The following is a 25588-nucleotide window of genomic DNA, read 5'->3' as shown; positions in this document are numbered from 1 at the left end:
TCACTATTGAACCTATTTATTTATGTTACTGCAATAAAAAAATTTGTTTTTTTTATAAGAAATTTAAAATAATCAAAATACTGTCAAGTATTAGTTAAATGCAAAATAAACAAATTTAGATTGTGTTATTTTAAAATTATGCCTTAAAAAATATATATTTTTATAATATTTGACTTAAAAATAGCTTGGTTCTATCGCTCTTTGGATTAGCAAAAAACTCTTTCGTATCAGCTTTTTCTACTATCATGCCCTCATCCATAAAGATCATTTTATCTGCTACTTCCTTAGCAAATCCCATCTCATGTGTAACAACTATCATAGTCATGCCTTGGTTTGCTAGATTTACCATTACATCTAGAACTTCCTTAATCATTTCAGGATCCAGAGCTGATGTAGGTTCGTCAAACAACATAATTTTTGGCTCCATACAAAGAGCTCTAGCTATGGCAACCCTTTGTTGTTGGCCACCTGATAGTTGACCTGGAAATTTTTGTGCTTGATCAAGAATTTGAACTCTTTCTAAATGTTTTAAAGCTAATTCTTCAGCTTCTTTTTTTGGCATCTTCTTTACCCAAATTGGTGCAAGTGTACAATTATCAACAATTGATAAATGAGGGAATAAATTAAACTGCTGGAATACCATTCCAACTTCTGCTCTAATTTGTTCAATATTTTTTGTATCTTCCGTTAAAGTGTTTCCATCAACAATAATGTCACCTTGTTGATGTTCTTCTAATCTATTGATACATCTAATTAATGTAGATTTACCTGATCCGGATGGGCCACAAACAACGATTTTTTCTTTTGGTTTAACCTCAAGATTAATATCTTTTAAAACTTGAAAATCACCAAACCATTTATTTACATTTTTTATTTGAATAATACTGTCAGACATAATTTATCGCTCTGTTTTATATTTCTGTTCTAGATTATAGCTATACTTACTCATTGCATAACAAATAATCCAGAAAATTATTGCAGCAAATACATAGCCTTCCATTGCAAAGCCTAACCATTTAGGATTAGTTTTTGCTAAATTTAACATTCCTACTATTTCTAATAGACCAACCACAAATATTAGAGGAGTATCTTTTACTAAAGCCAAAAACGTATTAGCTATACCAGGAATAACAAGTTTTAAGGCTTGAGGCAAAATTACAAATATGTGCATTCGCCAATAACCCATTCCAAGTGATTTTGCAGCCTCATATTGGCCACGTGGTAATGCTTGTAAACCACCTCTAATAACTTCAGCAACATAAGCAGCTTCAAATAATGAAATAGCTATTATGCATCTAACTAATTTATCTATAAAAAAATCTGAAGGTAGAAACATAGGAAACATTACGGCTGACATAAACAATACAGTTATTAATGGAACACCTCTCCAAAATTCTATAAATCCAATTGATATGTATCTAATTAAAGGAAAATCAGATCTTCTACCTAGAGCGAATGCCATTCCAATAGGAAAACAGAAAATTAAACAGAAAAAAGAAATTATAAATGTAAGTGATAATCCGCCCCAAGCTCCAGTTTCAACCCAATTTAATCCATCAAGTTTACCTAGTTCAATTAATTCATCATAAAAAATAAAATATTTAAGAGCTATGTAGAGAGTTATTGGAACAAAAATAAAATAATAAAATTTAAACCTGCCTGGAATAAAGAAACCAATTATTATTGAGATTACTGCTGCTATTATTCCGTAAGAAAAGTCAAAAAATACAGGGCCACCTGATATAAAAAAGAAAATAAATAGAAATGCAATAAATGGATAAATTACAACGTAATATAGTGTTAAATATTTTTTAAATTTTTCTGTAGCAAAATACCCAACAGATCCTAAAAGAGCTAACGCTATAAAAGATAAGTTTATTCTCCATTGCTCAGCATTAGGATACATACCATACATAAATCTTCTAAACCAAACTTTAATATAGGTCCAACAAGCTCCTGTACCTGAACAGACATCTTTACTATCCCCTGCAAAACTTGCATCAATTACAAACCAGCTTAAAATTGGTGGTGTTGCTTTAATTATTATAAAAATAATTAATAAGGATAAAATTGCATTAAAATTATTTGTATTAATATTTTTATTTACTTGATCTAAAAACTTATAACCACTGTGTTCAATTCTTATAAAATGTAGACCTATAAATCCTAATATAATTGGAATTAAAAAACTTAATGATGAAGGTAAAAATCCAGTGATATTTAAACTAAAAAATGAATTAAGAAATACATCAATAACACTAATAAGAAATAAAAATGAACCTAAATATAAAAAGGTATTTAAATTTTCCTTATCTGGTTTTAAAAAATTAATTTTTGACATTTATTTTTCCTTAATCGCAATTTTTTTGTTGTACCAATTCATAAGAATTGAAATTGATATACTTAAACTTAAATAAGTAAGCATTGTTATTGAAACTATCTCGATCGCTTTACCAGTTTGCATAAGTGCTGTACCAGCAAAAACTAATACTAAATCAGGATAAGCTATAGCAGCAGCTAAAGATGAATTTTTAGTTAAATTTAAATATTGGTTTGTTGTTGGTGGAATAATAATTCTTAGTGCTTGAGGCATTACAACTAATTTTAAAACTTGATTGGGATTTAATCCAATAGAGGCAGCAGCTTCTTTTTGACCTTTTCCAACACCTTGTATTCCAGCTCTTACACATTCAGCAATGAAAGTTGCTGTATATAAAGCTAATGATAAAGTTAAAGCTATTAATTCAGGAGGTAAACTTAAGCCTCCTTCATAAATAAATGATGTTGTTGCTAATTGCTTTAATTTAGGTATTTCAAAAGATAAACTTACACCACCTATTAAAAAACTTAATAAAGGCAAAATAAAAATTAAACCTACTGATATCCAAAAAACAGGTAACTGTTTACCTTGTGTTTCTTGAACTTTTCTTGCATGAATTCTAATTACTACTATTGCAATTATTGCTGCAATTATTGAGTATAAAAATACATTAAGATTTTCCCAGATGAATGCTGGAACATATAAACCTTTAATTGTTAAGAAAAAAACACCTAACATTGCATCAGCATCTTGTGGCAAAGGCAAAGCTCTTAAAGCAGCAAAATACCAAAAAAATATTTGTAAAAGCAATGGGATGTTTCTAAAAAATTCTACATAGAAAGCAGCAAATTGATTTATTAAATAATTTGGAGAAAGTCTTGCTACTCCAACTATAACTCCTAAAATTGTTGCAAAAATAATTCCAATTACAGAAACTAAAATAGTATTTAGCAAACCAACAAGGTAAGCTCGGAAATAAGAATGAGATCCATCATATTCTATAAGTGAAAACTGTACATCAAATGAAGATTCTTGGGAAAGAAACCCATATCCGAAATCAATACCTCTATTCTCCATATTGATTTGAGCATTGTATGTAAAAAATCCAAAAACTAATACCACAACTAAAACGGTAATTAATTGGGGAATGATTTTTTGTAATTTTAGGTCCATTTGAACGCTTATAAAAAAAAGGGCTAGAAAAATCTAGCCCTTTTTAATTTGTTAAATATGCAATTATCTTGCAGGTGGTACATAAAGAATTCCACCTTTAGTCCATAATTCATTTGGACCTCTGTCAGGTAAAATTCCAGTGTCAGCTATATTTCTTTTGTAGCTTTCACCATAGTTACCAACTTGCTTGATAATTCTTAAGCTCCACTCATTGTCTAGACCAAAAGCAGCACCTAATTCACCTTCAGCACCAACTAATCTTTTTACAGCTGGGTTGTCTGAAGTTTTCATTGAGTCTGCATTTGCAGAAGTAATTCCGTACTCTTCTGCTTCAATCATAGCATTTAAAGACCATCTAACGATATCTTCCCATACAGAGTCACCTTGTCTTACAACTGGTCCTAAAGGCTCTTTAGAAACAGTTTCAGGTAATACAATGTGATCATCTGGGTTAGACATTTTAGTTCTTTGTGCAGCAAGACCTGATTTATCAGTAGTGTAAGTATCACATCTACCAGCATCATAAGCAGCTACGACTTCATCAGCTTTTTCAAAAGCAACTGGCTCATAAGAAATTCCTTTAGAGTTAAAGAAGTCTCTCATGTTTAACTCAGTTGTTGTACCAATGTTTGTACAAGCTGAGATACCATCTTTGAATTGGCTTGTTGAAGTAATACCAGAACTTTTTCTAACCATGAAACCTTGACCATCGTAGAAGTTTACTCCAACGAAAGTAAGTCCGATATCAGCATCTCTAGAAAGAGTCCAAGTTGTGTTTCTTGATAAGATATCAATCTCACCAGAAGTTAAAGCTGTAAATCTTTCTTTAGCACTTAGTGGTGTAAACTTAACTTTGTTTGCATCACCTAGTACTGCAGCAGCTACCGCTCTACATACATCAACATCAATACCAGTCCAATTTCCTGCAGCATCAGCATTAGAAAACCCTGGAAGACCTTGAGATACTCCACATCTTACAAAACCCTTCTTTTGAGTGTTTTTAAGTGTTTTAGATTTTTTAGCAGCCATAGTTTCTGTTGTAAAAGTAAACAACACTGCAACCATAGCAACTAAAGAAGTTAATTGTTTTAAGTATTTAAACATTATTCTTCCTTTATGTTATTTTTATTTGTTAACAAATAATTCAAAATCACTTTTGAATATTCATAATTTAAACATGTAAGAAAATACTGTTCAAGGAAAATTAACAATAAATTTGAATTCTGTATAAACTAACGTCAAGCCTAATTTTTAAATAATTAATAGGTAAAAAGTAAGAAATGGCGCGCCCTGAAGGATTCGAACCTCCGACCCTCGGTTTAGAAAACCGATGCTCTATCCAGCTGAGCTAAGGGCGCAAAATTTATTGATATATATAATACTAAATTAATTTTTAAAAAGGAATTTTTTAGCAATCAACAATAAAGATAACAGTTCAACCCTTCCGATAATCATAAAAAATATTAGAAGATATTTGGTTAAAAAGTGCAAATTTTGAAAATCAAAGTCAGATAGACCGTAAGCAGACGAATTAACCGTGTTCATCAATGTCAGAACAGCTAATTTAAACGAATATTCAAATTGAATATTAGACAAAGACAATATGATTGTTAAAGAAAAAAGTGAAATAACAAAAATTAATATTGTTAAAAAATATTTATTTATGTCTTTTGTGTCAAAATTAATTTTAGAAAAAACCAATTTATTCATAAATACATTTTTCGGCCGGCTAAAAGAAAGAATTTGATTAATTGAATATTTAGTTAAAGAATATATTTTTAAAAACCTTAAACCTGAACTTGTAGAAAAAAAAGATCCACCAATAATTACAAGTAATATATATATAAAATTTAAGTTAGCTTGATCAATTTCGAGAGAAATACCAATATTAGAAATACTACTTACTAAAGATAAAAAACTGAATGTGAAATTAGCATCATAACTAAAGAAAACAAAAAATATACTTACAACAATAAGAAAGTATAAAAATAAATGTATATCTTCATAAAAAAAATTTAAATTTTTATTTCTTAAAAAAATTAAATTGTATGTAAAAAAAATACTAAAAAAAGAAATTAACATTAAAAAAGAAAATATAATTATTTGAAAATCATTTATTAAAATTGATGAAAGTTCATTCACAGGTAAAAATCCTCCTGAAGAAATTATAGTCATTGCTAAATTCAGTGAATTAAATGATCTAATTCCAAGAATGTTTAGAATAATAAAAATTGAGATAGTTAATCCTGAGTATAATAAAAGAATTTTAATTGATTGTTTTAAAACTTCACTAGAATTAAAAGATAAAAAATTAGTTAAAGATTTTTTTAAACTTTCATCGTAAATATCAATTAAAAAAATAATAGAATATAAAAAATATAAACCACCTATCCATTGTATTGATGATCTCCATAAAATTAAACCTGGATCAATATGTTTAATGTTTTCAAAGACAGTAAAACCTGTTGAGGTAAAGCCCGAGACAGTTTCGAATAAAGAATTTATAAAAGATAGATTATATATGCTTAAATAAAAAGGTATCGATAAGATCAAAGGCATTAAAAAATATCCCAATAGAACGGTTAATATTTTTTCAAATATTGAAGGTTTTTTTTGATCGGTTTTAATTTTGTAAAAAATTATTCCAATCATTGCAGAAATAATTAAGCTAAAATAATATGTGTTTAGATTTAGATATAAATTAAAATAATATGAATAAATAATATTAAAAAAAGAAAAGAAAGATATTAATATAAAAAAAAAACTTAAGTATTTAACTCTAAAAAAAGACATTTAATTAAATAGAACTAATTCTAAATATATTCTCTACTACTGAAATTGAGTCTTTCTTAGCTAAGAAAACAACTTTATCCTCTTTTTGAAAAACAAAATTTGATCTTGGTATAATAACTTTATTTTCCCTTAATACAGCGCCTATTCTTATTTCTTCAGGTAAGTTAGAATTTTTTAATTCTTTATTAATAAGCTCAGAAGTTTCTATAATTTCAGCTTCAATTACTTCATACTCACCATCCATAATTGTATAAGCTGTTTCGATTGTACCTTTATGAATATGTTTTAAAATACTTGATACTGTATTCATTCGTGGATCTATAAGATCATCAATTTTTAAAGAATTTTGTAATAAAGAATAATTTGGCTTATTAATTAAAGCCATTGTTCTTTTGTCATCAATATCTTTTTCATCTTTTGCAAATTTTTCAACAAGAACACTCACCATTAAATTATCCTCATCATCATTTGTTAAAGCAAGAACCGTTTCTGCTTCTTGTAAATTAGCCTCTTCAAGAACCTCTTCATCTAAAGCATCTCCATTAATAACAATCGTATTATTTAATTCACTGGCAAGAAATTCAGCTCTTTCTTTATTTTTTTCAATAATTTTAACTCTTGCAGCATCCAAAGTTTCTTCAATATTTTTAGCTAAATTAAAACCTATGTTACCACCACCTACAATTAAGATATTTTTAGATACTTTTTCATCATGTCCAAAAGCTTCTAAAGTATCTGACATTTGTGATGAGTTAATTATCACATAAATTTTATCATTTTTTCTTAAATCATCATTTTTCTTTGGAATTAAAAATTTTTCATATCTTATTATTCCAATAATGTTTGCATCTAAATTAGGATATTTTTTGGTTAAATCGTTAAGTTTGATGTTAATTAATTTACAATTTTCATTGATTAAAATTTCTAATAATCTAATTTTATTATCAGCAAACGGAACACTATCTAGTGCTCCTGGTGCCTCAAGTTTTCTTTGTATCGATTTAGCGATTTCAATCTCTGGTGAAATAATTACATCTATTGGTAAGTTTTCTTTATTGTAAACTCTTGTAAATTTTGGGTTTAGATAATCTTGAGATCTTATTCTTGCTATTTTTTTTGGAATTTTGAAAATTGAAAAAGCTATTTGACAAATAAGCATATTAATTTCGTCATTTCTAGTGACTGCTATAATCATGTCAGTATCTGTTGCGTTAGCTTTTTCCAGTATAGAAGGATAAGTGCCTTTTCCAACAATAGCCTTGACATCTAGAGCATCGTCAATTTTTTGAATATCTTCACTAGATGGGTCAATAACAGTTATGGAATGACCTTGTTCACTTAGCTGTTTGGCTATAGTAAAACCTACTCTTCCTGCACCACAAATGATTATGTTCATCAATTAATATCTTTCACACCCAACATTTTTAATTTTCGATGAAGTGCAGTTCTATCCATGCCAACAAAATTTGCAGTTTTAGATATGTTTCCATTAAATTTTTTTAATTGAATAGTTAAATACTCTTTTTCAAACTTTTCTCTAGCCTCTTTTAATGGCACTGATAGGCTATTTTCAGTTATTTGATTATCAAAACTTGTATTTTTTAGCGATTCTTTAATTATATTTGATATTTTATCTTTTGAATCAGGTTGAAGAATAGCAATTCTCTCAATTAAATTTCTTAATTCTCTTACATTACCATGCCAATTATGATTTAAAATGTAACCATTGTTTTCATCAATTTCAAGCTCTTTAATATTGTAATTTTCTGATACTTTTTTTGAAAAGTATTTAATCAAAAGTGGAATGTCAGAAATTCTTTGATTTAATGGCTCTATATTTATTTCAAAAACATTAATTCTATGAAACAAATCCTCTCTGAAATTTCCAATCTCTATTTCAGTTTTTAAATTCTTACTAGAAGAACAAATTAATCTAACATCAACATTTACATCATTGGTTCCATTAATTCTTTTAAATTTTTGATCTGTTAAAACTCTTAAAATTTTAGATTGAATGTTTAAAGGAATATCAGAAACTTGTTCTATCAATAAAGTTCCCTTATTAGCTTTTTCTAAAGCACCATAGGATATAGAGCCATTATTTTTTTCTTCTCCAAATAATTCCATTTCGTATTTATTTGAATCCAATAAAGCTCCGTTCAAAACTACAAATGGATTTTTATTTCTTTTTGATAATTTATGAATTTTTCTTGCTATCAATTCTTTTCCAGATCCTGACGGACCATTAATAAATACTCTACTTTCTGTAATGGAGATTTTGTTAATTTGATCAGTTATATTTAAAATATTTTTACTATTCCCAATTAATTCGTAAGATGAAAATAATTTTGTTTCATATTCTTTATTTTGCTTTTTTAGATTATAGTTTTCAACTGCTCTTCTAACAAAATTTAGCAACCGTTCTTGATCAAAAGGTTTTTCAATAAATTCAAAAGCACCCTCATGTAGTGATTTTACTGCCATTTCTATATTTGCATGACCAGATATAATTATAACAGGTATGTCTTTATTTTTTGATTTGATATGAGATAGAAGTTCAATCCCATCATTATCGCCTTTATCTAATTTAACGTCAAGTATAGCAACATCAGGAAGTTTCTTATCTATTTCACCAAGAGCTTGATTATAATTAGCTGCCAAACGAGTTTTGTAACCAGCATCTATAATTAATTCATTAATTATATTTCTGATATCAGAGTTATCATCTACTATTAAAATTTCTTCAGCCATTATTGTTTTAAAAATATAATATTAATTTTTGCACCGTTTTGAATTGGTATAAAGTCTATTTTTCCATTGTGATCATTAATTATTTTATTAACTATTGATAATCCTAAACCGGTTCCATTTTTCTTTGTTGTGAAATACGGATTAAGTATATCTTTAATATTATTTTTTAATTCACTAAAACCAACACCATTATCTTGTATAGATACTATTATGTGGCTATCATCTTTAGTAAGTTCAATAGCAATTTTTTTACTGAAATTGTTGTTGTTTTGAGCTTTTTGATTGATGCTTTCTATAGAATTTTTAATCAAATTTAAAAATACTCTACTCATCTGTTCTTTGTCACTATCTAACATGATTTTATTTAAATCTTTTTTGAAATTAATATCAATAGAATTATCTAATTCTTTGAGCAAATTTATATTCTCCTGAATAATGTCCACTAAGTTATTTTCTCTAAATATTGGCTTTGGCATTCTTGCAAAGTCAGAAAATTCATTAACTAATTTTTCTATTTGTTTTATTTGGTTATTTATAACTCTTAAATTATCTTTAAAATTTTCAGTTTCATTTTCATTTAATTGTTTAGAATATTTATTTTTTAATCTATCTATAGTTAATTGAATTGGTGTAAGTGGATTTTTAATTTCATGAGCAAGTTTTCTAGCTAAACTTCCCCATGCTTCATGTCTTTCATTAATAATTAATTTTTCTTGCTGACTTTTCAACCTATCTATCATTAAGTTGAAATTTTTATTTAAAGTTTCTAAATCTTTATCTGTCTTAACTTCAGGAACTTTTGCATTAAAATTTCCTTGTCCGATGGAAGTTGATGCTAAAATTAAGTTATTAATAGATCTAAAAAACCTAGATGAAAATCTGATCGCGATAGATATAGAAACAAATAATAAAACACTAACAACAATAATATAAATAATTGCAAATGAGATTTTAATTCCAGTACTTTTTTCCTCAACTGTATAGTAAAAATTTATAGCTTCTTGAGACTCAGTCAAATATTTGGAAATATCTTTGTCTAGATACTTGATTACATACAAAAATCTATTTTCAAAATTTTGTAGTCTCATTATTGCTGCAGAAATATTTTCTGGCGCATTAATAATTTTTAAAGGCCTATCATCATCTAAAACCAAATTTAAAGCTCTATCAACAGGTGGTATATATTGTTGATCATCATTCAATGTTGAAAATAAAATTTTTTTATTAATGTCTATAATGTGAATTTCATCAACATTTCTAATTAATTTTTGTGTCTCTAAAAATCTCTTATATTCATTTTGATTGTCATTTAAAAATCTTTTACTTTTATTCGTATCAAAAGCTATTAAAACAATATCAGATTGAATTTTATTTCTAATTTCCTCAACATAATTTCTTGCTAACTCGTAAGAATTGTTCACAACTGTGGTAACTTTTTTGTCAAAATATTTCTCTAAAGCAAATGAAAATAAAAAAAGTGAAAATATTGAAATTAATACTGATGGAATTAAAGTAAATAAACCAAAGTATGTAATGTATTTTTTGTTTGATTTTAAACCATCTTTATCAATATCATTTTTAATTGCATTTTTAATCTCAATAAAAATAAAAATAAAAAGTGATATTAAAAGAATAATGTTTAGAACTAGTAAAATTTGTAAATTTTGATCTGATAATTCAATAAATCCTTTATCTATAAAAGTTAAAAAGGTTAAAAAACCTATCGATAATGTGATAATAAATAATATTATTAGATATATATTTTTTTTAATAAATTCGTACATTTGAATATAAAAACTACCTTATAAATGAATAATTATTTTATAATACTAGCATCAGGGCAAAGCAAAAGATTTAATTCAAAAAAACCAAAGCAATTCAATATTTATAAAAACAAGGCTCTTTTTAAACATTCTTTAGAAAAAGCAATGAAATCAAAGCTCTTTAAAAAAATTATATTAGTCGTAAATGATAAAAAAAATATTAAAGAAAAATTTCCTAAAAATGTATCCATCATAAAAGGTGGCAAAGAAAGATCTGATTCTTCTTTAATAGCCTTAAAATATATAAAAAAATTTAATCCTAATAATGTTTTAATACACGACGCTGCTAGACCAAATTTCACTATCAAGCTTTTGAAAACCTTAATAAAATCACTTAAAAACCATAAAGTAGTAATACCTTCTATAAATTCAAAAGACTCGATTAAATACAAAGTAAAAAACCATCTTTTTAACTTAAGTCGAAATAATTCAATTTTAACCCAAACTCCTCAAGCTTTTAAATTTAAAGATTTATATATTCTAGCAAATAAACAAAAAAATAAAATTACTGATGAAGCAACATTATTTATTGAAAACAATTTAAAAGTTAAATTTATTAAAGGAGAAAATTTAAATAATAAAATTACATTTAAAGATGATATCATAACTAATAAAACTTATTTTGGCATAGGTTTTGATATTCATAGATTAATAAGAGGAAAAAAACTTTTTTTAGGTGGAATAAAAATCCCTTATCACTCAGGACTTAAAGGACATTCAGATGGAGATGTGATTATTCATTCAATAATAGACTCTCTCCTTGGGGCTATAAGAAAAAAAGATATTGGTACTTTTTTTCCAGATAATCATAAAAAATATAAAAATATAAGATCTCCTAAAATGCTTAAACCTATTGTCGAAATATTAAATAAAAATGACTTTTATATAAATAATTTAGATATAAATTTAATTTGTGAACAACCGAAAGTTTCAATTTATCGTGATAAAATAATAAAATCATTATCTAATTTATTAAATATTGATAAAGAATTAATTAACCTTAAAGGTAAAACAGTGGAAAAACTTGGATTAATTGGAAAGGAAAAAGCAATAGCTTGTGAAGTTATTTGCTCAATTACACAGTGAAAAAAATAAATGTTTTGTTGTCAACTTTCTTTGGTTATGGATATTTAACCAAAATTCCTGGAACTGTAACCTCTGGTGTAACAACTGTTTTTATTTATATTGCTTATGAAATTCTAGGATACACAGATCTTAAGTTTTCAATTATTTTTTTTATAATTTTATTCTTTTATTCATTTTATGCAGTAAAAGATTCTGAATCTGAATTTAAAAATAAAGATCCAAGACAAATAGTAATCGATGAAGTTTTGGGACAATCTATGCCTTTAATTTTGCTATTGTATTTAAATCAAAATAATCAAATAAATATTTCAATTGAAATTTATTATATTTTATCTTTTGTCTTTTTTAGATTTTTTGACATCCTAAAACCTTTTCCAGTAAGTTATTTTGACAAAAATCATAAAAACTATTTTGGAATAATTATGGATGATATAATGGCAGGGTTATATTCAATGATATTAATATATTTAATAAGTTTAAAATTCTAATGAGTATTCAATTACTTCATAAAAAATTAATTAAAAAAAAATTAACAATATCTGTGGCTGAGTCATGTACGGGTGGGTTATTGGCTCATAATTTGACTAAATTAGCCAATTCATCAAAATATTTTCAAATGGGTCTAACCACTTACTCTAATCAAGCTAAAATAAAAATATTGAAGGTTAATAAAAATATTATTAAAAAATATGGTGCGGTAAGCCATGAGTGTTGTAAAGCAATGGTTCAAAATTTATCTAAAATTTCAAAGAGTAGAATCAATGTCTCCATAACAGGAATTGCTGGACCAGGAGGTGGATCAAAAGAAAAACCCGTTGGCCTTGTTTATATCGGGGTCAAAAAAGGTAAAGCTCAGCTTATTAAAGAAAATAAATTTAAATCAAAAAATCGTAATTCAATTCAAAAATCAACAGTACGTACTGTAATTAAGATAATCAGTAAAATTATTTAATACTTTCAGCTCTTTTTTGAAACGCATCTGCTATCTTTTCTAAACCAAATTGAAAAGATTTGGTCATTAAAATATTTAAAAATTTATTTTCAATTTCAAAATCAATATCAAAAAAAACTTCTGTCATAAAACCATCTGTATCATTTCCTACCTCAATAAATTTCCAATTGTTTTCTAAATGATTTAACGGTCCACCTAAATTAACAACATGAATATGATCATTTTTTTTATTTAATTTAACGTCACTTTTAAATGTATCCTTAAACGGCCCCTTACCTATTGTAAGATCAGCAATTATATTTATGGTATCGCCGTTATCACTTTTCTCATAAACTTTTGAATTATCACAGAAAGGAATAAATTCTGGATATTTTTCAATATCTAAAACAAACTCAATAAGTTTATCTTTTCTGTTATCAATTAATCGCTTAACTGATGCTTTTGGCATTAATTATTTTTTAATCTATTTTGTTGAAGCTGAGCAAAATCTTCATCAGCATGGTATGAAGATCTAGTTAAAGGGGATGAAGACACTAACAAAAAACCTTTAGCTTTTGCAATTGTTGCTAAATCTTCAAATTCTTTTGGTGTGTAATATCGATCTAATGGATAATGCTTAGTTGATGGTTGTAAATATTGACCGATCGTTATAAAATCAACATCTGCAGCTCTTAAATCATCCATGACTTGTAAAATTTCATCTCTTGTCTCTCCTAAACCAACCATTATTCCAGATTTTGTAAAAATATTTTTGTAAACTTTTTTTGCATTTTTTAAAAGTTCCAGGGATGCAAAATATCTAGATCCTGGTCGAACTTTTAAATAAAGACTAGGGACAGTTTCAATATTATGATTAAAAACATCAGGTTTAGCATCTAAAACTTTTTTATAAGAATCTCCTTTTCTTAAAAAATCAGGTGTGAGAACTTCAATAGTAGTATTTGGGTTTGATTTTCTAGTTTGATTGATCACTTCAAAAAAATGTTCTGATCCACCATCATCTAAATCATCTCTGTCCACTGATGTAATTACAACATGTTTTAAATTTAATTTTTTTACTGCTTCTGCAATCTTAACAGGTTCAAGTTGATCTAATTTTCCTGGTACACCGGTTTTAACATCACAAAAAGCACAAGCTCTTGTACAAGTGTCTCCCATAATCATAAAAGTTGCATGTCGCTTACTCCAACATTCAGTTATATTTGGGCAGTTTGCTTCCTGACAAACAGTTACAAGATTATTATTATTTACTATTGTTTTGGTTAAAAAGAATTCCTGGCTATTTGTAAGTTTAGATCTAATCCATTCAGGTTTTTTTTTAATTGGATTAACCGGTTTGTTTTCTTTTTCTGGATGTCTACTTTTCATTTTTTTTAATTATATAAATTGTCTCATCTTTTTTACCAAACAAAAATCTTTCTCTTATTAAGGTCTCAATATAATCAAGATCTAAATTTGTGCTTAAAAGTGAATTTTTATGATCCATTTCTTCTATTTTATTAGTTAGGGTTAATTCTTCTTTTTTCAAGTCAGACAAAAGTTTCTGTTTTTCTCTATATGAAAAAAAACCTCTTTCTCCTGATACTAAATTAAAACCAAAATAGAAAATAAGAAAAACAGATATTAATAAAAAATAATTTCTTTTTATTAATCGAAGCATTAATTGACCTTATTCATCCTTGCTTTTTTTCCAAGTTCTTCTTCGATACGGATTAATTGATTATATTTTGCAACCCTTTCAGATCTAGCTAAAGATCCAGTTTTAATTTGATTTGAATTTGTACCGACCGCTAAATCAGCAATAAACGTATCTTCACTATCACCTGATCGGTGAGATATAATTGTTTTATATCCAATAGTTTGTGCAAATTTAATTACATCTAACGTTTCTGAAACAGTACCAATTTGATTAAGCTTAATTAAAATAGAATTTGAGGAAATATTTAAGAAACCTTTCTTTAATCTTTCAAGATTTGTTACATACAAATCATCTCCAACAATCTGGACTTTTTTTATTGATTTCATTAATTTATTCCATGCTAACCAGTCATTTTCAGCAAATGGATCCTCAATAGATTTGATTTTATATTTTTTAATAATTTTTTGATATTCTTTAATTGATTTTTCTACAGATATATAATTTTTTGAATGAATAGAATATTTATTCTTTTTATATAATTCATTAGCAGCAACATCTAGACAAATAGAAACATCTTTCCCATTAATAAATCCTGATTTTTTAATTGCGCTGACAATTAAATCTAAAGCTTGATTATTACTACTGATCATTGGTGCAAAACCACCTTCGTCACCTACTGAAGTTGATAAACCTTTGTCTTTAATTAATTTACTTAAATTTTTAATGACAACAAAACAAATCCGCATCGCCTCTGAAAAACTTTTTGCTCGATCAGGTCTGATCATAAACTCTTGAATTCTAAGGCCATTATTTGCATGCGCTCCACCATTAATAATGTTCATTAATGGATAAGGTAATTGAAAGTTATTTTTTTGAGAAAAAGTTTTATACAAAGGTAATTTTTTTGCTTTTGCAGAAAGTTTTTTAACAGCCATGGAAACAGCTAATATCGCATTAGCTCCTAAGTTAGTTTTTTGTTTTGTACCATCCAAGTTAATCAACAAAGCATCAATTCTTTCTTGGTTGTGAATACTTTGACCTTTTAATTTTTTTGATACTTTTGTGTTAACTAAATTAACAGCATTTAAAACACTTTTTCCTAAGTAACGTTTATTATTCCTATCTCTTTTTTCAAATGCTTCAAAAGTTCCAGTGGAAGCACCTGAAGGGCAAATTGCAGACGCGCTATTATTTTTTATATAAACTTCTGCCTCTACTGTTGGGTTTCCTCTGCTATCAAAAACTTGACGCGCTTTAATCTTAATAATTTTATCCATTTAACTTATATTTAAATAGGGTAAAAAATAATCTAATTGTTTTTATAAGACTATAAGGTTTAGTAAATTTTTGAAAAAGCTCAAAATTTTTTTCAAATAATTTCTCATCATTAATATTGCAGAGTTTGTTTGAAAATTTTTTTGGTACAGTAACTAAAATTAGTTGCATATTATCCCTGTAATTTTTTGGTATTCCTGCTCTATGAAAAATTTGTGATGAACTAAACAAACAGCAATCTCCTATTTTTCCTACATTTTTTTTTATTAAAGTTTTATCACCAGAAAGATTATAATTATTCATATCTTTATAATTGAAGGATTTAACAAAAGAATTTCTGTTTTCTCTTGGTATTATTTCCAATGGACCATCATTCTCATCAATATCCATTAAATTAACAAATATTTTGCTATACGTCATAGTATAACTATCTTGATGAAAATGATCTCCAAAGTGTGTAACATTTAAATTTAAACTTTCATTATGATTATAATTTCTCCATATTTCTATGTCTGATAAAAAAACTTCACAATTAAAATATTTTTCCAATTTTTTTAAAAGTGGAGAAAGTTTTTTTTTGATTTTAATTGCTAAATCTTTTTTATAGTTTTTGTCTAATTCTAGAGGTATTTTTTTTAAGTTTTCTTTTTGATTTTGATTATTTATAAAAAATTTATCTTTATATTCCTCAATTTCTTTTTTTAAAGATATATCTATTTTTGTGAAACCAGATTTATGAAATTGTAAAATTTCTTTGTCATTAATATTTGGGTTTACTATAAATTTTCTACAAAGAAAATTAAATAAAATATAAATAAAAGGCAGTCTTTGATTAAAAAATTTAATTGAAAATTTTTTATTGTTAAAATTAATAATACGATATAGCCCTAATCCCATTTATTAGACCAAAAAGTTATAATTAAATTTTTAAACATTATTATAATTTTTTTAAATTAAACCTTCTATTTTATTAATAAATCAATATCACTTAATTTTTTTAATAAGTTTTCTAATTTATTCAATGGTACCATATTTGGACCATCTGATGGTGCGTTATCAGGATCCTGATGAGTTTCAATAAATACACCTGCGACACCTACAGCTACGGCAGCTCTTGCTAAATATTCAACGAACTCCCTTTGACCACCAGAAGATTCGCCTTGCCCACCAGGTTGTTGTACAGAATGTGTTGCATCAAAAATAACTGGATAACCATTTTTAGCCATAATGGGTAATGATCTCATATCAGAAACTAAAGTATTATATCCAAAACTCGCTCCTCTTTCTGTAACTAAAATATTTTTATTTCCAGAGTCTGAAATTTTTTTAGTGACATTTACCATATCCCATGGTGCTAAGAACTGACCTTTCTTTACATTAATAATTTTGTTTGTTTTGGCTGCAGCTATTAATAAATCTGTTTGTCTGCATAAAAAAGCTGGTATCTGGAGCACATCAACATGATTTGCTACTACAGAGCATTGTTCAGCATTATGAATGTCTGTTAAAATTGGAACATTTAATTCTTTTTTAATTTTATCAAAAACTGGTAACGATGCTTCGAGACCTGCACCTCTTTTACCTTTTAAGCTGGTTCTATTTGCTTTATCAAATGAGGTTTTATAAATAAATCCAAGTCCAAAATTTTTTGTAATTTCTTTAATTTTACCAGCCATATCCATTGCATGTTGCTCTGTTTCAAGTTGGCATGGTCCAGCAATAATACAAATTTTATTATCGTTTGAAATTTCTATATTTCCGCAATTTACTTTAATACTACTCATTTATGATTTTTTGCTGCCTTGATAAATGATGAGAATAAAGGATGAGGTGTCAAAGGTCTAGATTTAAATTCAGGATGAAATTGAACACCTATAAACCAAGGATGATTTTTTAACTCTATAATCTCTGGAAGCTTATTATCTGGTGATAAACCTGAAAAAATCATACCTTTTTTTTCAAATTTATCTTTGAAAGCAATGTTAACTTCATACCTGTGTCTATGTCTTTCTTTTATTAGTCTTGATTTGTATATTTTTCTTATTTTTGAATTGTCTTTTAATTTGGCATCATAAGAACCTAATCTCATAGTACCACCTAGATCTTTATCTGTACCTTTTATTTTTTTACCATCTTTTGTCCACTCGTTTATTAAACCTATAATAGGTAAACCTTTATTATCATATTCACTTGATGTTGCTTTTTTCAAATTTAACTGGTTTCTAGCAAATTCGATTATTGCCATTTGCATTCCATAACAAATACCTAAAAAAGGTATTTTATTCTTTCTAGCATGTTTTATTGCCTCTATTTTTCCATCAGTACCTCTTTTACCAAAACCACCTGGAATTAAAATTCCTGAAATATTGTTAAGCTTTTTCTTTATTTCAGAAACTTTCAATTTTTCTGAGTCAATTCTTACTAAATTTACTTTAATATTATTTTCAATGCCACCATGGGTAAGTGCTTCATCCAAAGATTTATATGCATCTTTAAGCTCCACATACTTGCCAATTATTGCAATATTAACCTGTTTTTTGTTTTGTAAAATAATTTTTGTAATTTTTTTCCAAGGTTTTAAATTTGCTGGTTTTTTAGATTTTAATTTAAAATAATTTAAAACTTGAATGTCTAATTTTTGATTAAAGAAACTAATTGGTGCTTCATATATAGTTTTAACATCGACTGTTTCAATTACATTCTTAATATCTACATTACAAAACAATGAAATTTTCTTTCTATGCTCTAAAGGTATAGGTCTTTCTGATCTACAAATTATTATATCTGGCTGAATACCAATGCTCCTTAATTCTTTTACAGAGTGTTGAGTTGGTTTTGTTTTTATTTCATCTGATGCTTTCAAGTATGGCACTAATGTTAAATGAATAAATAAGGCATTCTTTTTACCAACATCGTTTGCAAATTGTCTTATTGCTTCTACAAATGGTAAGCTTTCTATATCTCCTACTATTCCACCAATTTCACAAATTACAAAATCTTCTCTAGATGAATCGTTTTTAATAAACTGTTTTATACGATCAGTTATATGGGGAATGACTTGAACTGTTTTACCTAAATACTCTCCTTTACGTTCTCTTTTTAAAACATCATTATAAATTTTTCCTGTAGTAATATTATCTGATTTTTTAGCAGATACTCCAGAAAATCTCTCATAATGACCAAGATCTAAATCTGTTTCAGCTCCATCATCGGTAACATATACCTCGCCATGCTGAAATGGACTCATTGTTCCTGGATCAACATTTAAATAAGGATCTAATTTTCTTAATCTAACTTTATAACCTCTGGATTGTAATAAATAAGCTAGCGAAGCTGAAGAGAGACCTTTACCAAGGGAAGAAACCACGCCGCCGGTGACAAATATATATCGCGCCATGGAAGTATCTTATAGCGAATAAAAAATGAATTGAAAAGGATTAATTAATTATTTTCTGGAATTGATGGTGTGTCTTCAGTTTTTTCCTCAATAGTATCTAATACTGAACCTGTAGGAGTAAGTTCTGCTCTAGAAATTATTGTAAGAGCCAAACTACAGATAATAAAAAGTGTTGCTACAATCGCTGTGGCTTTTGTCATAAAGCTTCCTGCTGACCTAGATAACATGAAATTTTCTTGAGAAACTCCGATACCAAGAGCTCCACCTTCTGATTTTTGCAATAATACCAAAAGAACTAAAATAACTGCTAGTATGATGTTAATTACTAGTAATAAAGTTTCCATGTGGATCTAAATAATGGTTTTTTGAATTATATCAATAAATTTTTTTGGACTCTGTGATGCTCCACCAATCAAAAAACCATCAATGTTGGGAATTTTTTTTAATTTATCAGCGTTATTAGCATTCACAGATCCACCATATAAAATTTTAGGATATTTTTTTACAAATCTACTTTTAATAAATGAAATAGCTTGAATTAAAGCTGCCTCTTTTGGAATTACTCCTGTACCTATAGACCATACTGGTTCATAAGCTATAATAATTTTAGATTTATTTTTTATTGATTTTAATCCTTTTTCAATTTGTCTTTTTAAAACTTGATTTGTTTTTTTAGTTCTTCTTTCTTTTAAAGTTTCACCAATACAAAATATAATTTTTAGACCTGACTTAATCGCACTTTTAATTTTTAAATTAATTAAATTATCTGTTTCGCCTAGTTGTCTATTTTCTGAATGACCTAAAATAACATACTTTGCTCCAACATTTTTGAGCATACTAGAATTTACTTGACCTGTATGTGCACCATATTCATAACTATGATGACAATTTTGAGCACCAACTTCAATTTTGGTTTTTTTAAGCCTTCTCGACAAAGGTCGAATTAATGTATTTGGTGGACAATAAACTATTTTAAACTTATGTTTTTTATTAGTCTTCGAAAACTTTATTACTTTATCAAGTAAATTTAGAGTTCTTAAATCACCAAACATTTTCCAATTAGCTACAAAATACATATATTTATTTGTCATAATTGACTTTTTAATCTATAGATTTGTTTTTTACAGATCAATAAATTTATAACGCAATGATTGAAAAATTAAAAAACTTAGGCTGGAAACAATTTGGTGGATTGGTGCTAATTGTTATAATTATTATTGCGTTTGGCTTTGGTGGTTTTGGTGGTGGATTTAGTACAAATAATCAGAACAATATTGCAAAAATAAATAAATCAAATGTCACCACTCAGGATTTTATGGATTACGTTAATCAAAGTGGAATTTCAGCAGATGTAATTAGAAATAATTTAGATAACAATATTATAGAGGAACTATTATCGGGACTTATATCAACGACACTTATTAATCTAGAGATTAAGGATTTTAATATTTTAATTAATGAAAAAACAATACTTAAAAATATTAAAGAGAATAAAAACTTTCATGATGAAAATGGTAAATTTGAAAGAGTTAAGTATGAAAAGTTTTTATTATCAAACAATATGTCTGCACCAATGTTTGAATTAAAATTAAAAAATAGAGAATTACAAAAACATCTATTTGATTTTATTGGAGCTGGAACTATTACACCAAAATTTATAATTGATAAGAAATTTGAAGAAAATAATAGATCTTTAGATATTGAATACTTCGATATGGAAAATCTATATAAACTAAAGTCAGATTATACAGATGATGAAATAAAAGTATTCATAGAGGAAAATAAAGACCAATTAAAAAGAGAATACATTGATTTTAGATACGTTGTTTTAAATCCTAAAAATTTGATTGGTATTGAAGAATTTAATCAAGACTTTTTTGATGAAATTGATGAAATTGAAAACAAAATTTCACAAGGTAAGAGTTTTGAAAATATTCTGGAAAATATTAATGTAAATATTATAGATATTTCTAAATTTGCACCTAGCTCAAGTGAACAAGTTAATGAAGAATTAATTTATTCAAAAAAAGAATCGAAATTAGATTTGATTGAGAGTGGTGATAATTTTTTACTTTATAATATAGATGAAAAATATGATTTATCTCCAGATTTAGATGATGAAATAATCAAAAGTGAAATAGCTGAATTAATTTATCAAAAAGGAAAATTTGATTATAACAGAAAAATTTTAGAAGAAATTCAAAATAATAAATTCAATAACACAAAATTTGATGAGTTAAGTAATTTTGACAAAGAATACATGTCAATTAGCTCTATTAACGACAACAAAGTTTTTGAGACAAATTCTGTAAAAATGCTTTACTCATTACCAGTCAATTCTTTTACTTTAGTAAACAATGGTGAAAACAAGATTTATTTAGTAAAAATTACAGGCTCTAATAAAAATTTACTAAACAAAGAAGGTGAAGATTATAAGAATTTTGTAAATAGTGAATTTACCAATACAAGAAAAAGTATTTTAGCTGCTTATGATCAATTGCTAACTAGCAAATATAAAATACAGTTAAATCAAAAAACTATCGATAGAGTTAAAAATTATTTCAAATGATTATTAATCGAAGCTTCAAAGATTTTAAGTTTCGACACAGAAGCAAAAAAAATCAAATCATCTTTACTAAAAAGAAAGTAAAAAATGATGAGCAAATATTAAACTTAATAGATAATTTCCTAGAGGAAAAAAATAGTTTTATATTTGAGTCTGTAGAAAAAGGTAAAATCAAAGGTAGATATACAATATTTGGTAAAAATCCTGATAAAATTTGGGAATTTAATAATAATAATTCTTATCTAATTCAAAAAAATAAAAAAAGAAAATTAAATGATAAACCAGAAAAATTAATTGAAAAAATTATTGAAGATTTCAAGTTTGAAACTCCTAAAAATTTACCTAACATTTGCTCATTAATCTCTGGGTATTTTTCTTATGATTCAATCAGATACATAGAAAAAATTCCAAATAATTGTAAAAATGATCTCAATTTACCTGATGTGAGACTTCTTCGTCCAAGAACCTTAGTCATTCATGACAATTTAAAAAAAGAAATATTTTATATTTCTAACATTTTTAAAGATGAAAAAATTACAAGCTATAAAAATAAATATGAAGCAGTAAAATCTGATTTATTTAAATTACTTATTCAGTCATCAATTAAAAATATTGACAAAAAAATAATTCAAAAATCGAAAAATATAAAAGTTAAATCTAACACTTCAAAAAATAAATTTTTATCAATGGTTAGTAAGGCAAAAAAATATATAAAATTAGGAGATATATTTCAGGTTGTTTTAAGCCAAAGATTTGAGGCAAAATTAACAAAAAAACCATTAGATATTTATAAAAAACTTAGAGCAACAAACCCTTCTCCTTTTATGTTTTTCTTCAATTTTGTGGATTTTCAAATAATTGGTGCAAGTCCTGAAATACTTGTAAGGCTTAGGGATAATAAAATTACTGTAAGACCAATTGCAGGAACTAGACCAAGGGGTAAAACTAAAAAAGAAGATCTTTTTTATGAAAGAGACTTACTTAAAGATAAAAAAGAGCTTTCAGAGCATTTGATGCTTCTTGATTTAGGTAGAAATGATGCTGGTAAAGTCTCAAAGATAAATTCAGTAAAAGTTACAGAAAGCTTCATTATTGAAAGATATTCTCATGTTATGCATATAGTTTCAAATGTAATTGGGGAATATAATAAAAAATTTTCAAAATTTAAATCGCTCTTGGCTGGTTTTCCAGCAGGTACTGTATCTGGAGCTCCAAAAATTAGAGCTATGGAAATTATAGATGAATTAGAAACAACAAAAAGAAAAGTATATGCAGGTGGAATCGGATATTTTTCAGCAAATGGAGAATTTGATACGTGCATAGCCTTAAGAACTGCTGTTGCTAAAAATAAAAAATTTTATGTACAAGCAGGTGCAGGTATAGTTGCGGATAGTAAACCTAAAAATGAATATGAGGAAACAGTTAATAAAGCTAAAGCTTTAATTAATGCCTTAAGATAATGAAAATATTATTAATAGATAATTACGATAGTTTTACTTTTAATTTGTATCACTATATTTCCTCATTAAACACAACCGTTGATGTCGTTAGAAACGATAAAATTAATTCAAAAGAAATTATAAAAAAGAAATATGATAAAATAGTAATTTCACCTGGACCAGGTAATCCAAATCAATCAGGAAACTGTGTTAATATTTTAAAATCTTTGCATAAGGAAATACCTTTTTTGGGAGTTTGTCTAGGACATCAAATTATTGGTCAAGTTTTTGGGTCAAGGATTGTCCAAGCTAAGAAATTAATGCATGGAAAAACAAGTAAAATAAAATCAAAAAAAATTGGTATTCTTAAAAATCTTCCAAGTACTTTTGAAGCTACTAGATACCACAGCTTAGTAATTGATAAAAAAACTCTTTCTCAAGAGCTAACAATCACAGCAGAAACAGAAAATGGAGTAATAATGGGTGTTCAACATAAAAAATTCAATATTCATGGTGTACAATTTCATCCTGAAAGTATTAAAACTAAATTTGGGATTAAAATACTAAAAAATTTTATAAATTATTAAATTTATGGATAAAATTTTAGAAAAATTAAATAATAAACAAAATTTAACTTTTGAAGAAAGTAAGTCTGCATTTGAAATTTTAATGACAGGAAAAGCCAGTGATGAACAAATTTTTAACTTTTTAACACTGTTATCTGAAAAAGGTGAAGTTGCAGACGAAATAGCTGGTGGTGTTTTTGTGTTAAGAGATAAATCAAAAAGAGTGAATATAAGTGATTGTATTGATACTTGTGGAACAGGTGGTGACGGAATGAACACACTTAATATTTCAACAGCTTCTGCACTACTTTTAGCTAGTATGGATATAAAAGTAGCTAAACATGGAAATAAAGCTGTTTCTTCAAAGTGTGGATCTGGTGATGTTTTAGAAGCTCTTAAAATTAAAATTGATTTAGAGCCTGCGGATATTGAAAAAGAAATTAATACCAATAATTTTGGTTTTATGTTTGCACCAAATTATCATAGTGCAATGAGATTTGTTGGTCCTGTTAGAAAGAAAATTGGAAAAAGAACAATTTTTAATATGATTGGTCCATTAAGCAATCCAGCTCTAGTAGAAAGACAAGTTGTTGGTGTTTTTGATAAAAAATTATTAAAAATTTTTGCAGAAGGACTTAAAAATTTAAATTTAAAATTTGCTTGGATAGTTAATAGTGAAGATGGATTGGACGAAATATCTCCATATGCAAAAACTAATGTTATTCAATTAAAAGATGGTCAAATATCTGAAATAAAAATAGATCCAAATTCCTTAGGAGTTAATGCAGATAATTTTAAAAATTTAGTGGGTAATGATGCAAAATTTAATGCTAATAAGATGATTGAAATATTTAAAGGTGAAGATAATGATTTTTCAAAAGCAGTTTGTTTAAATGCTGCAGCAGGTTTAATTGTTGGAGAAAAATTTTCTGACTTTTCTGAAGCTTATCATCACACAAGAGAATTTATCCTTTCTGGAAAAAGCTTTTTACATCTAAAAAAAATTCAAAATGTCTGAAAATATACTTCAAAATATCATTCAAAAAAAAATTGAAAAAGTTGATAAATTAAAAAAATCCTTAGATCTTAAAACTTTGGATGAGTTGATTAATAGAAACAACAGATATATTAATTTTAAAGAGAAAATAGAAAATAATATAAAAAATAATAAAACTTCAATTATTACTGAAATTAAAAAAGCAAGTCCTTCCGCAGGTATAATAATTGATGATTATAATCCTGTAGATATTGCTCAGATTTATTTAAATAATAAAGCAACTTGCCTTTCAGTTTTAACAGAAGAAGATTATTTTTTAGGAAATTTAATTCACATAAGCAAAATAAAAGATAAAATAAATTTACCTGTATTGTGTAAGGATTTTTTTATCGATAAATTTCAAATACCTTTGGCAAAAAGTTATGGCGCTGATGCTATTTTAGTTATTTTGGCTGGGGTTTCGGATGATCTTGCTTATGAATTATACGATGAAGCTATGAAATATAATATGTCGGTTATTGTTGAGGTTCATACAGTAGAAGAAGCAAAAAAAGCTTTAAATTTTAAAAATGCATTAATTGGAATAAACAATAGAAATTTGAAAACACTTAAAACCGATATAAATACAACTTATGATATTTATGATGTTGTAAAAAATCATAAAGGTCCATTAATATCTGAAAGTGGTATCAAAAATAAAGAAGAGTTATTAGATCTAAAGAACAAAACATCAATTAACACTTTTTTGATTGGTGAATCACTTTTGAAAAACTTAGATGAAAATTCTATTTTTTCAGTTTTATAGTCAAAT

25 protein-coding genes and 1 tRNA gene are annotated in these 25588 nt (G+C 26.5%); 8 read left to right on the top strand and 18 right to left on the bottom strand.

Going from position 1 to position 25588, the window contains the following annotated elements; translation table 11 throughout:
• Positions 1 to 160: 160 nt before the first annotated feature.
• The 9 genes from AMN81_RS02420 to AMN81_RS02380 form a co-directional block, all read right to left on the bottom strand.
• On the bottom strand, positions 161 to 895 hold the full coding sequence (locus AMN81_RS02420; protein WP_023853867.1) for an amino acid ABC transporter ATP-binding protein: 735 nt from the start codon (positions 893 to 895) through the stop codon (positions 161 to 163).
• A gap of 3 nt (positions 896 to 898) precedes the next feature.
• On the bottom strand, positions 899 to 2341 hold the full coding sequence (locus tag AMN81_RS02415) for an amino acid ABC transporter permease (RefSeq protein WP_072090543.1): 1443 nt from the start codon (positions 2339 to 2341) through the stop codon (positions 899 to 901).
• Positions 2342 to 3493 (bottom strand): amino acid ABC transporter permease, encoded by a 1152-nt coding sequence (locus AMN81_RS02410; protein WP_023853869.1) that lies wholly within the window; start codon positions 3491 to 3493, stop codon positions 2342 to 2344.
• 63 nt (positions 3494 to 3556) lie between these two features.
• Positions 3557 to 4597, bottom strand: a complete 1041-nt coding sequence (locus AMN81_RS02405) for an amino acid ABC transporter substrate-binding protein (protein WP_023853870.1) — start codon at positions 4595 to 4597, stop codon at positions 3557 to 3559.
• A 177-nt stretch (positions 4598 to 4774) separates the two neighbouring features.
• Positions 4775 to 4851: transfer RNA gene (locus AMN81_RS02400), tRNA-Arg, on the bottom strand.
• Positions 4852 to 4879: 28 nt separating this feature from the next.
• On the bottom strand, positions 4880 to 6145 hold the full coding sequence (locus AMN81_RS02395) for a TrkH family potassium uptake protein (protein WP_256998207.1): 1266 nt from the start codon (positions 6143 to 6145) through the stop codon (positions 4880 to 4882).
• 145 nt (positions 6146 to 6290) lie between these two features.
• A complete protein-coding gene (gene trkA / locus AMN81_RS02390; protein ID WP_072090541.1) occupies positions 6291 to 7682 on the bottom strand; it encodes a Trk system potassium transporter TrkA in 1392 nt (463 codons plus the stop codon).
• Positions 7682 to 9037: a sigma-54-dependent transcriptional regulator gene (locus AMN81_RS02385; RefSeq protein ID WP_072090540.1), complete on the bottom strand. Its 1356-nt coding sequence runs from the start codon at positions 9035 to 9037 to the stop codon at positions 7682 to 7684. Before AMN81_RS02385 ends, trkA begins: the two co-directional genes overlap by 1 nt.
• Complete coding sequence (locus AMN81_RS02380; RefSeq protein WP_072090539.1) at positions 9037 to 10821, bottom strand: sensor histidine kinase NtrY-like; 1785 nt, start codon at positions 10819 to 10821, stop codon at positions 9037 to 9039. Before AMN81_RS02380 ends, AMN81_RS02385 begins: the two co-directional genes overlap by 1 nt.
• A 24-nt stretch (positions 10822 to 10845) precedes the next feature.
• Here AMN81_RS02380 and ispF point away from each other — a divergent pair, with 24 nt between their 5' ends.
• Genes ispF through AMN81_RS02365 form a run of 3 tightly spaced genes read left to right on the top strand, consistent with a single transcriptional unit; the run spans position 10846 to position 12898 of the window.
• Entirely contained in the window at positions 10846 to 11946 is a 1101-nt protein-coding gene (gene ispF, locus AMN81_RS02375) for a 2-C-methyl-D-erythritol 2,4-cyclodiphosphate synthase (RefSeq protein WP_072090538.1), read from the top strand.
• Complete coding sequence (locus AMN81_RS02370) at positions 11943 to 12434, top strand: phosphatidylglycerophosphatase A family protein (RefSeq protein ID WP_072090537.1); 492 nt, start codon at positions 11943 to 11945, stop codon at positions 12432 to 12434. The genes ispF and AMN81_RS02370 overlap by 4 nt, the downstream gene beginning before the upstream one ends.
• Complete coding sequence (locus tag AMN81_RS02365; protein ID WP_256998206.1) at positions 12434 to 12898, top strand: CinA family protein; 465 nt, start codon at positions 12434 to 12436, stop codon at positions 12896 to 12898. Before AMN81_RS02370 ends, AMN81_RS02365 begins: the two co-directional genes overlap by 1 nt.
• Here the strand turns inward: AMN81_RS02365 and AMN81_RS02360 are convergent.
• The 9 genes from AMN81_RS02360 to tpiA all read right to left on the bottom strand — a co-directional run bounded on the left by AMN81_RS02360 (position 12891) and on the right by tpiA (position 20300).
• Positions 12891 to 13346, bottom strand: a complete 456-nt coding sequence (locus tag AMN81_RS02360) for a type II toxin-antitoxin system RatA family toxin (RefSeq protein WP_072090535.1) — start codon at positions 13344 to 13346, stop codon at positions 12891 to 12893. The genes AMN81_RS02365 and AMN81_RS02360 overlap by 8 nt on opposite strands.
• Complete coding sequence (gene lipA / locus AMN81_RS02355; RefSeq protein ID WP_072090534.1) at positions 13346 to 14266, bottom strand: lipoyl synthase; 921 nt, start codon at positions 14264 to 14266, stop codon at positions 13346 to 13348. Before lipA ends, AMN81_RS02360 begins: the two co-directional genes overlap by 1 nt.
• On the bottom strand, positions 14256 to 14558 hold the full coding sequence (locus AMN81_RS02350) for an FtsB family cell division protein (protein ID WP_072090533.1): 303 nt from the start codon (positions 14556 to 14558) through the stop codon (positions 14256 to 14258). Before AMN81_RS02350 ends, lipA begins: the two co-directional genes overlap by 11 nt.
• On the bottom strand, positions 14558 to 15814 hold the full coding sequence (gene eno / locus AMN81_RS02345) for a phosphopyruvate hydratase (protein ID WP_072090532.1): 1257 nt from the start codon (positions 15812 to 15814) through the stop codon (positions 14558 to 14560). The genes AMN81_RS02350 and eno overlap by 1 nt, the downstream gene beginning before the upstream one ends.
• Positions 15807 to 16709 (bottom strand): hypothetical protein, encoded by a 903-nt coding sequence (locus tag AMN81_RS02340; protein WP_072090531.1) that lies wholly within the window; start codon positions 16707 to 16709, stop codon positions 15807 to 15809. Before AMN81_RS02340 ends, eno begins: the two co-directional genes overlap by 8 nt.
• A gap of 65 nt (positions 16710 to 16774) precedes the next feature.
• A complete protein-coding gene (kdsA, locus tag AMN81_RS02335; protein WP_072090530.1) occupies positions 16775 to 17596 on the bottom strand; it encodes a 3-deoxy-8-phosphooctulonate synthase in 822 nt (273 codons plus the stop codon).
• Positions 17593 to 19209 carry a CTP synthase gene (locus AMN81_RS02330; protein WP_072090529.1) on the bottom strand — a complete coding sequence of 539 codons (1617 nt, stop codon included), beginning with the start codon at positions 19207 to 19209 and terminating at the stop codon, positions 17593 to 17595. Before AMN81_RS02330 ends, kdsA begins: the two co-directional genes overlap by 4 nt.
• A gap of 44 nt (positions 19210 to 19253) precedes the next feature.
• A complete protein-coding gene (gene secG / locus AMN81_RS02325) occupies positions 19254 to 19553 on the bottom strand; it encodes a preprotein translocase subunit SecG (protein ID WP_072090528.1) in 300 nt (99 codons plus the stop codon).
• A gap of 6 nt (positions 19554 to 19559) precedes the next feature.
• Positions 19560 to 20300 carry a triose-phosphate isomerase gene (gene tpiA, locus AMN81_RS02320; RefSeq protein ID WP_072090527.1) on the bottom strand — a complete coding sequence of 247 codons (741 nt, stop codon included), beginning with the start codon at positions 20298 to 20300 and terminating at the stop codon, positions 19560 to 19562.
• A gap of 56 nt (positions 20301 to 20356) precedes the next feature.
• Here tpiA and AMN81_RS02315 point away from each other — a divergent pair, with 56 nt between their 5' ends.
• The 5 genes from AMN81_RS02315 to AMN81_RS02295 are packed head-to-tail and all read left to right on the top strand — an operon-like array spanning position 20357 to position 25582.
• Positions 20357 to 21778, top strand: coding sequence for a SurA N-terminal domain-containing protein (locus AMN81_RS02315; RefSeq protein ID WP_072090526.1), 1422 nt, complete (start codon positions 20357 to 20359; stop codon positions 21776 to 21778).
• A complete protein-coding gene (trpE, locus tag AMN81_RS02310; protein WP_080986899.1) occupies positions 21778 to 23235 on the top strand; it encodes an anthranilate synthase component I in 1458 nt (485 codons plus the stop codon). The genes AMN81_RS02315 and trpE overlap by 1 nt, the downstream gene beginning before the upstream one ends.
• The gene (locus AMN81_RS02305) at positions 23235 to 23801 is read left to right on the top strand and encodes an anthranilate synthase component II (protein WP_072090524.1); all 567 of its coding nucleotides are present in this window, start codon (positions 23235 to 23237) and stop codon (positions 23799 to 23801) included. The genes trpE and AMN81_RS02305 overlap by 1 nt, the downstream gene beginning before the upstream one ends.
• A 4-nt stretch (positions 23802 to 23805) precedes the next feature.
• Positions 23806 to 24798, top strand: coding sequence for an anthranilate phosphoribosyltransferase (trpD, locus tag AMN81_RS02300; protein ID WP_072090523.1), 993 nt, complete (start codon positions 23806 to 23808; stop codon positions 24796 to 24798).
• The gene (locus AMN81_RS02295; RefSeq protein ID WP_072090522.1) at positions 24791 to 25582 is read left to right on the top strand and encodes an indole-3-glycerol phosphate synthase TrpC; all 792 of its coding nucleotides are present in this window, start codon (positions 24791 to 24793) and stop codon (positions 25580 to 25582) included. Before trpD ends, AMN81_RS02295 begins: the two co-directional genes overlap by 8 nt.
• The last annotated feature ends 6 nt before the right edge of the window (positions 25583 to 25588 follow it).

Origin of the sequence: Candidatus Pelagibacter communis, from assembly GCF_001179845.1 — a bacterium.
GTDB classification, from domain to species: Bacteria; Pseudomonadota; Alphaproteobacteria; order Pelagibacterales; family Pelagibacteraceae; genus Pelagibacter; species Pelagibacter ubique_Q.
This window is presented reverse-complemented; position numbering and strand designations above follow the sequence as displayed.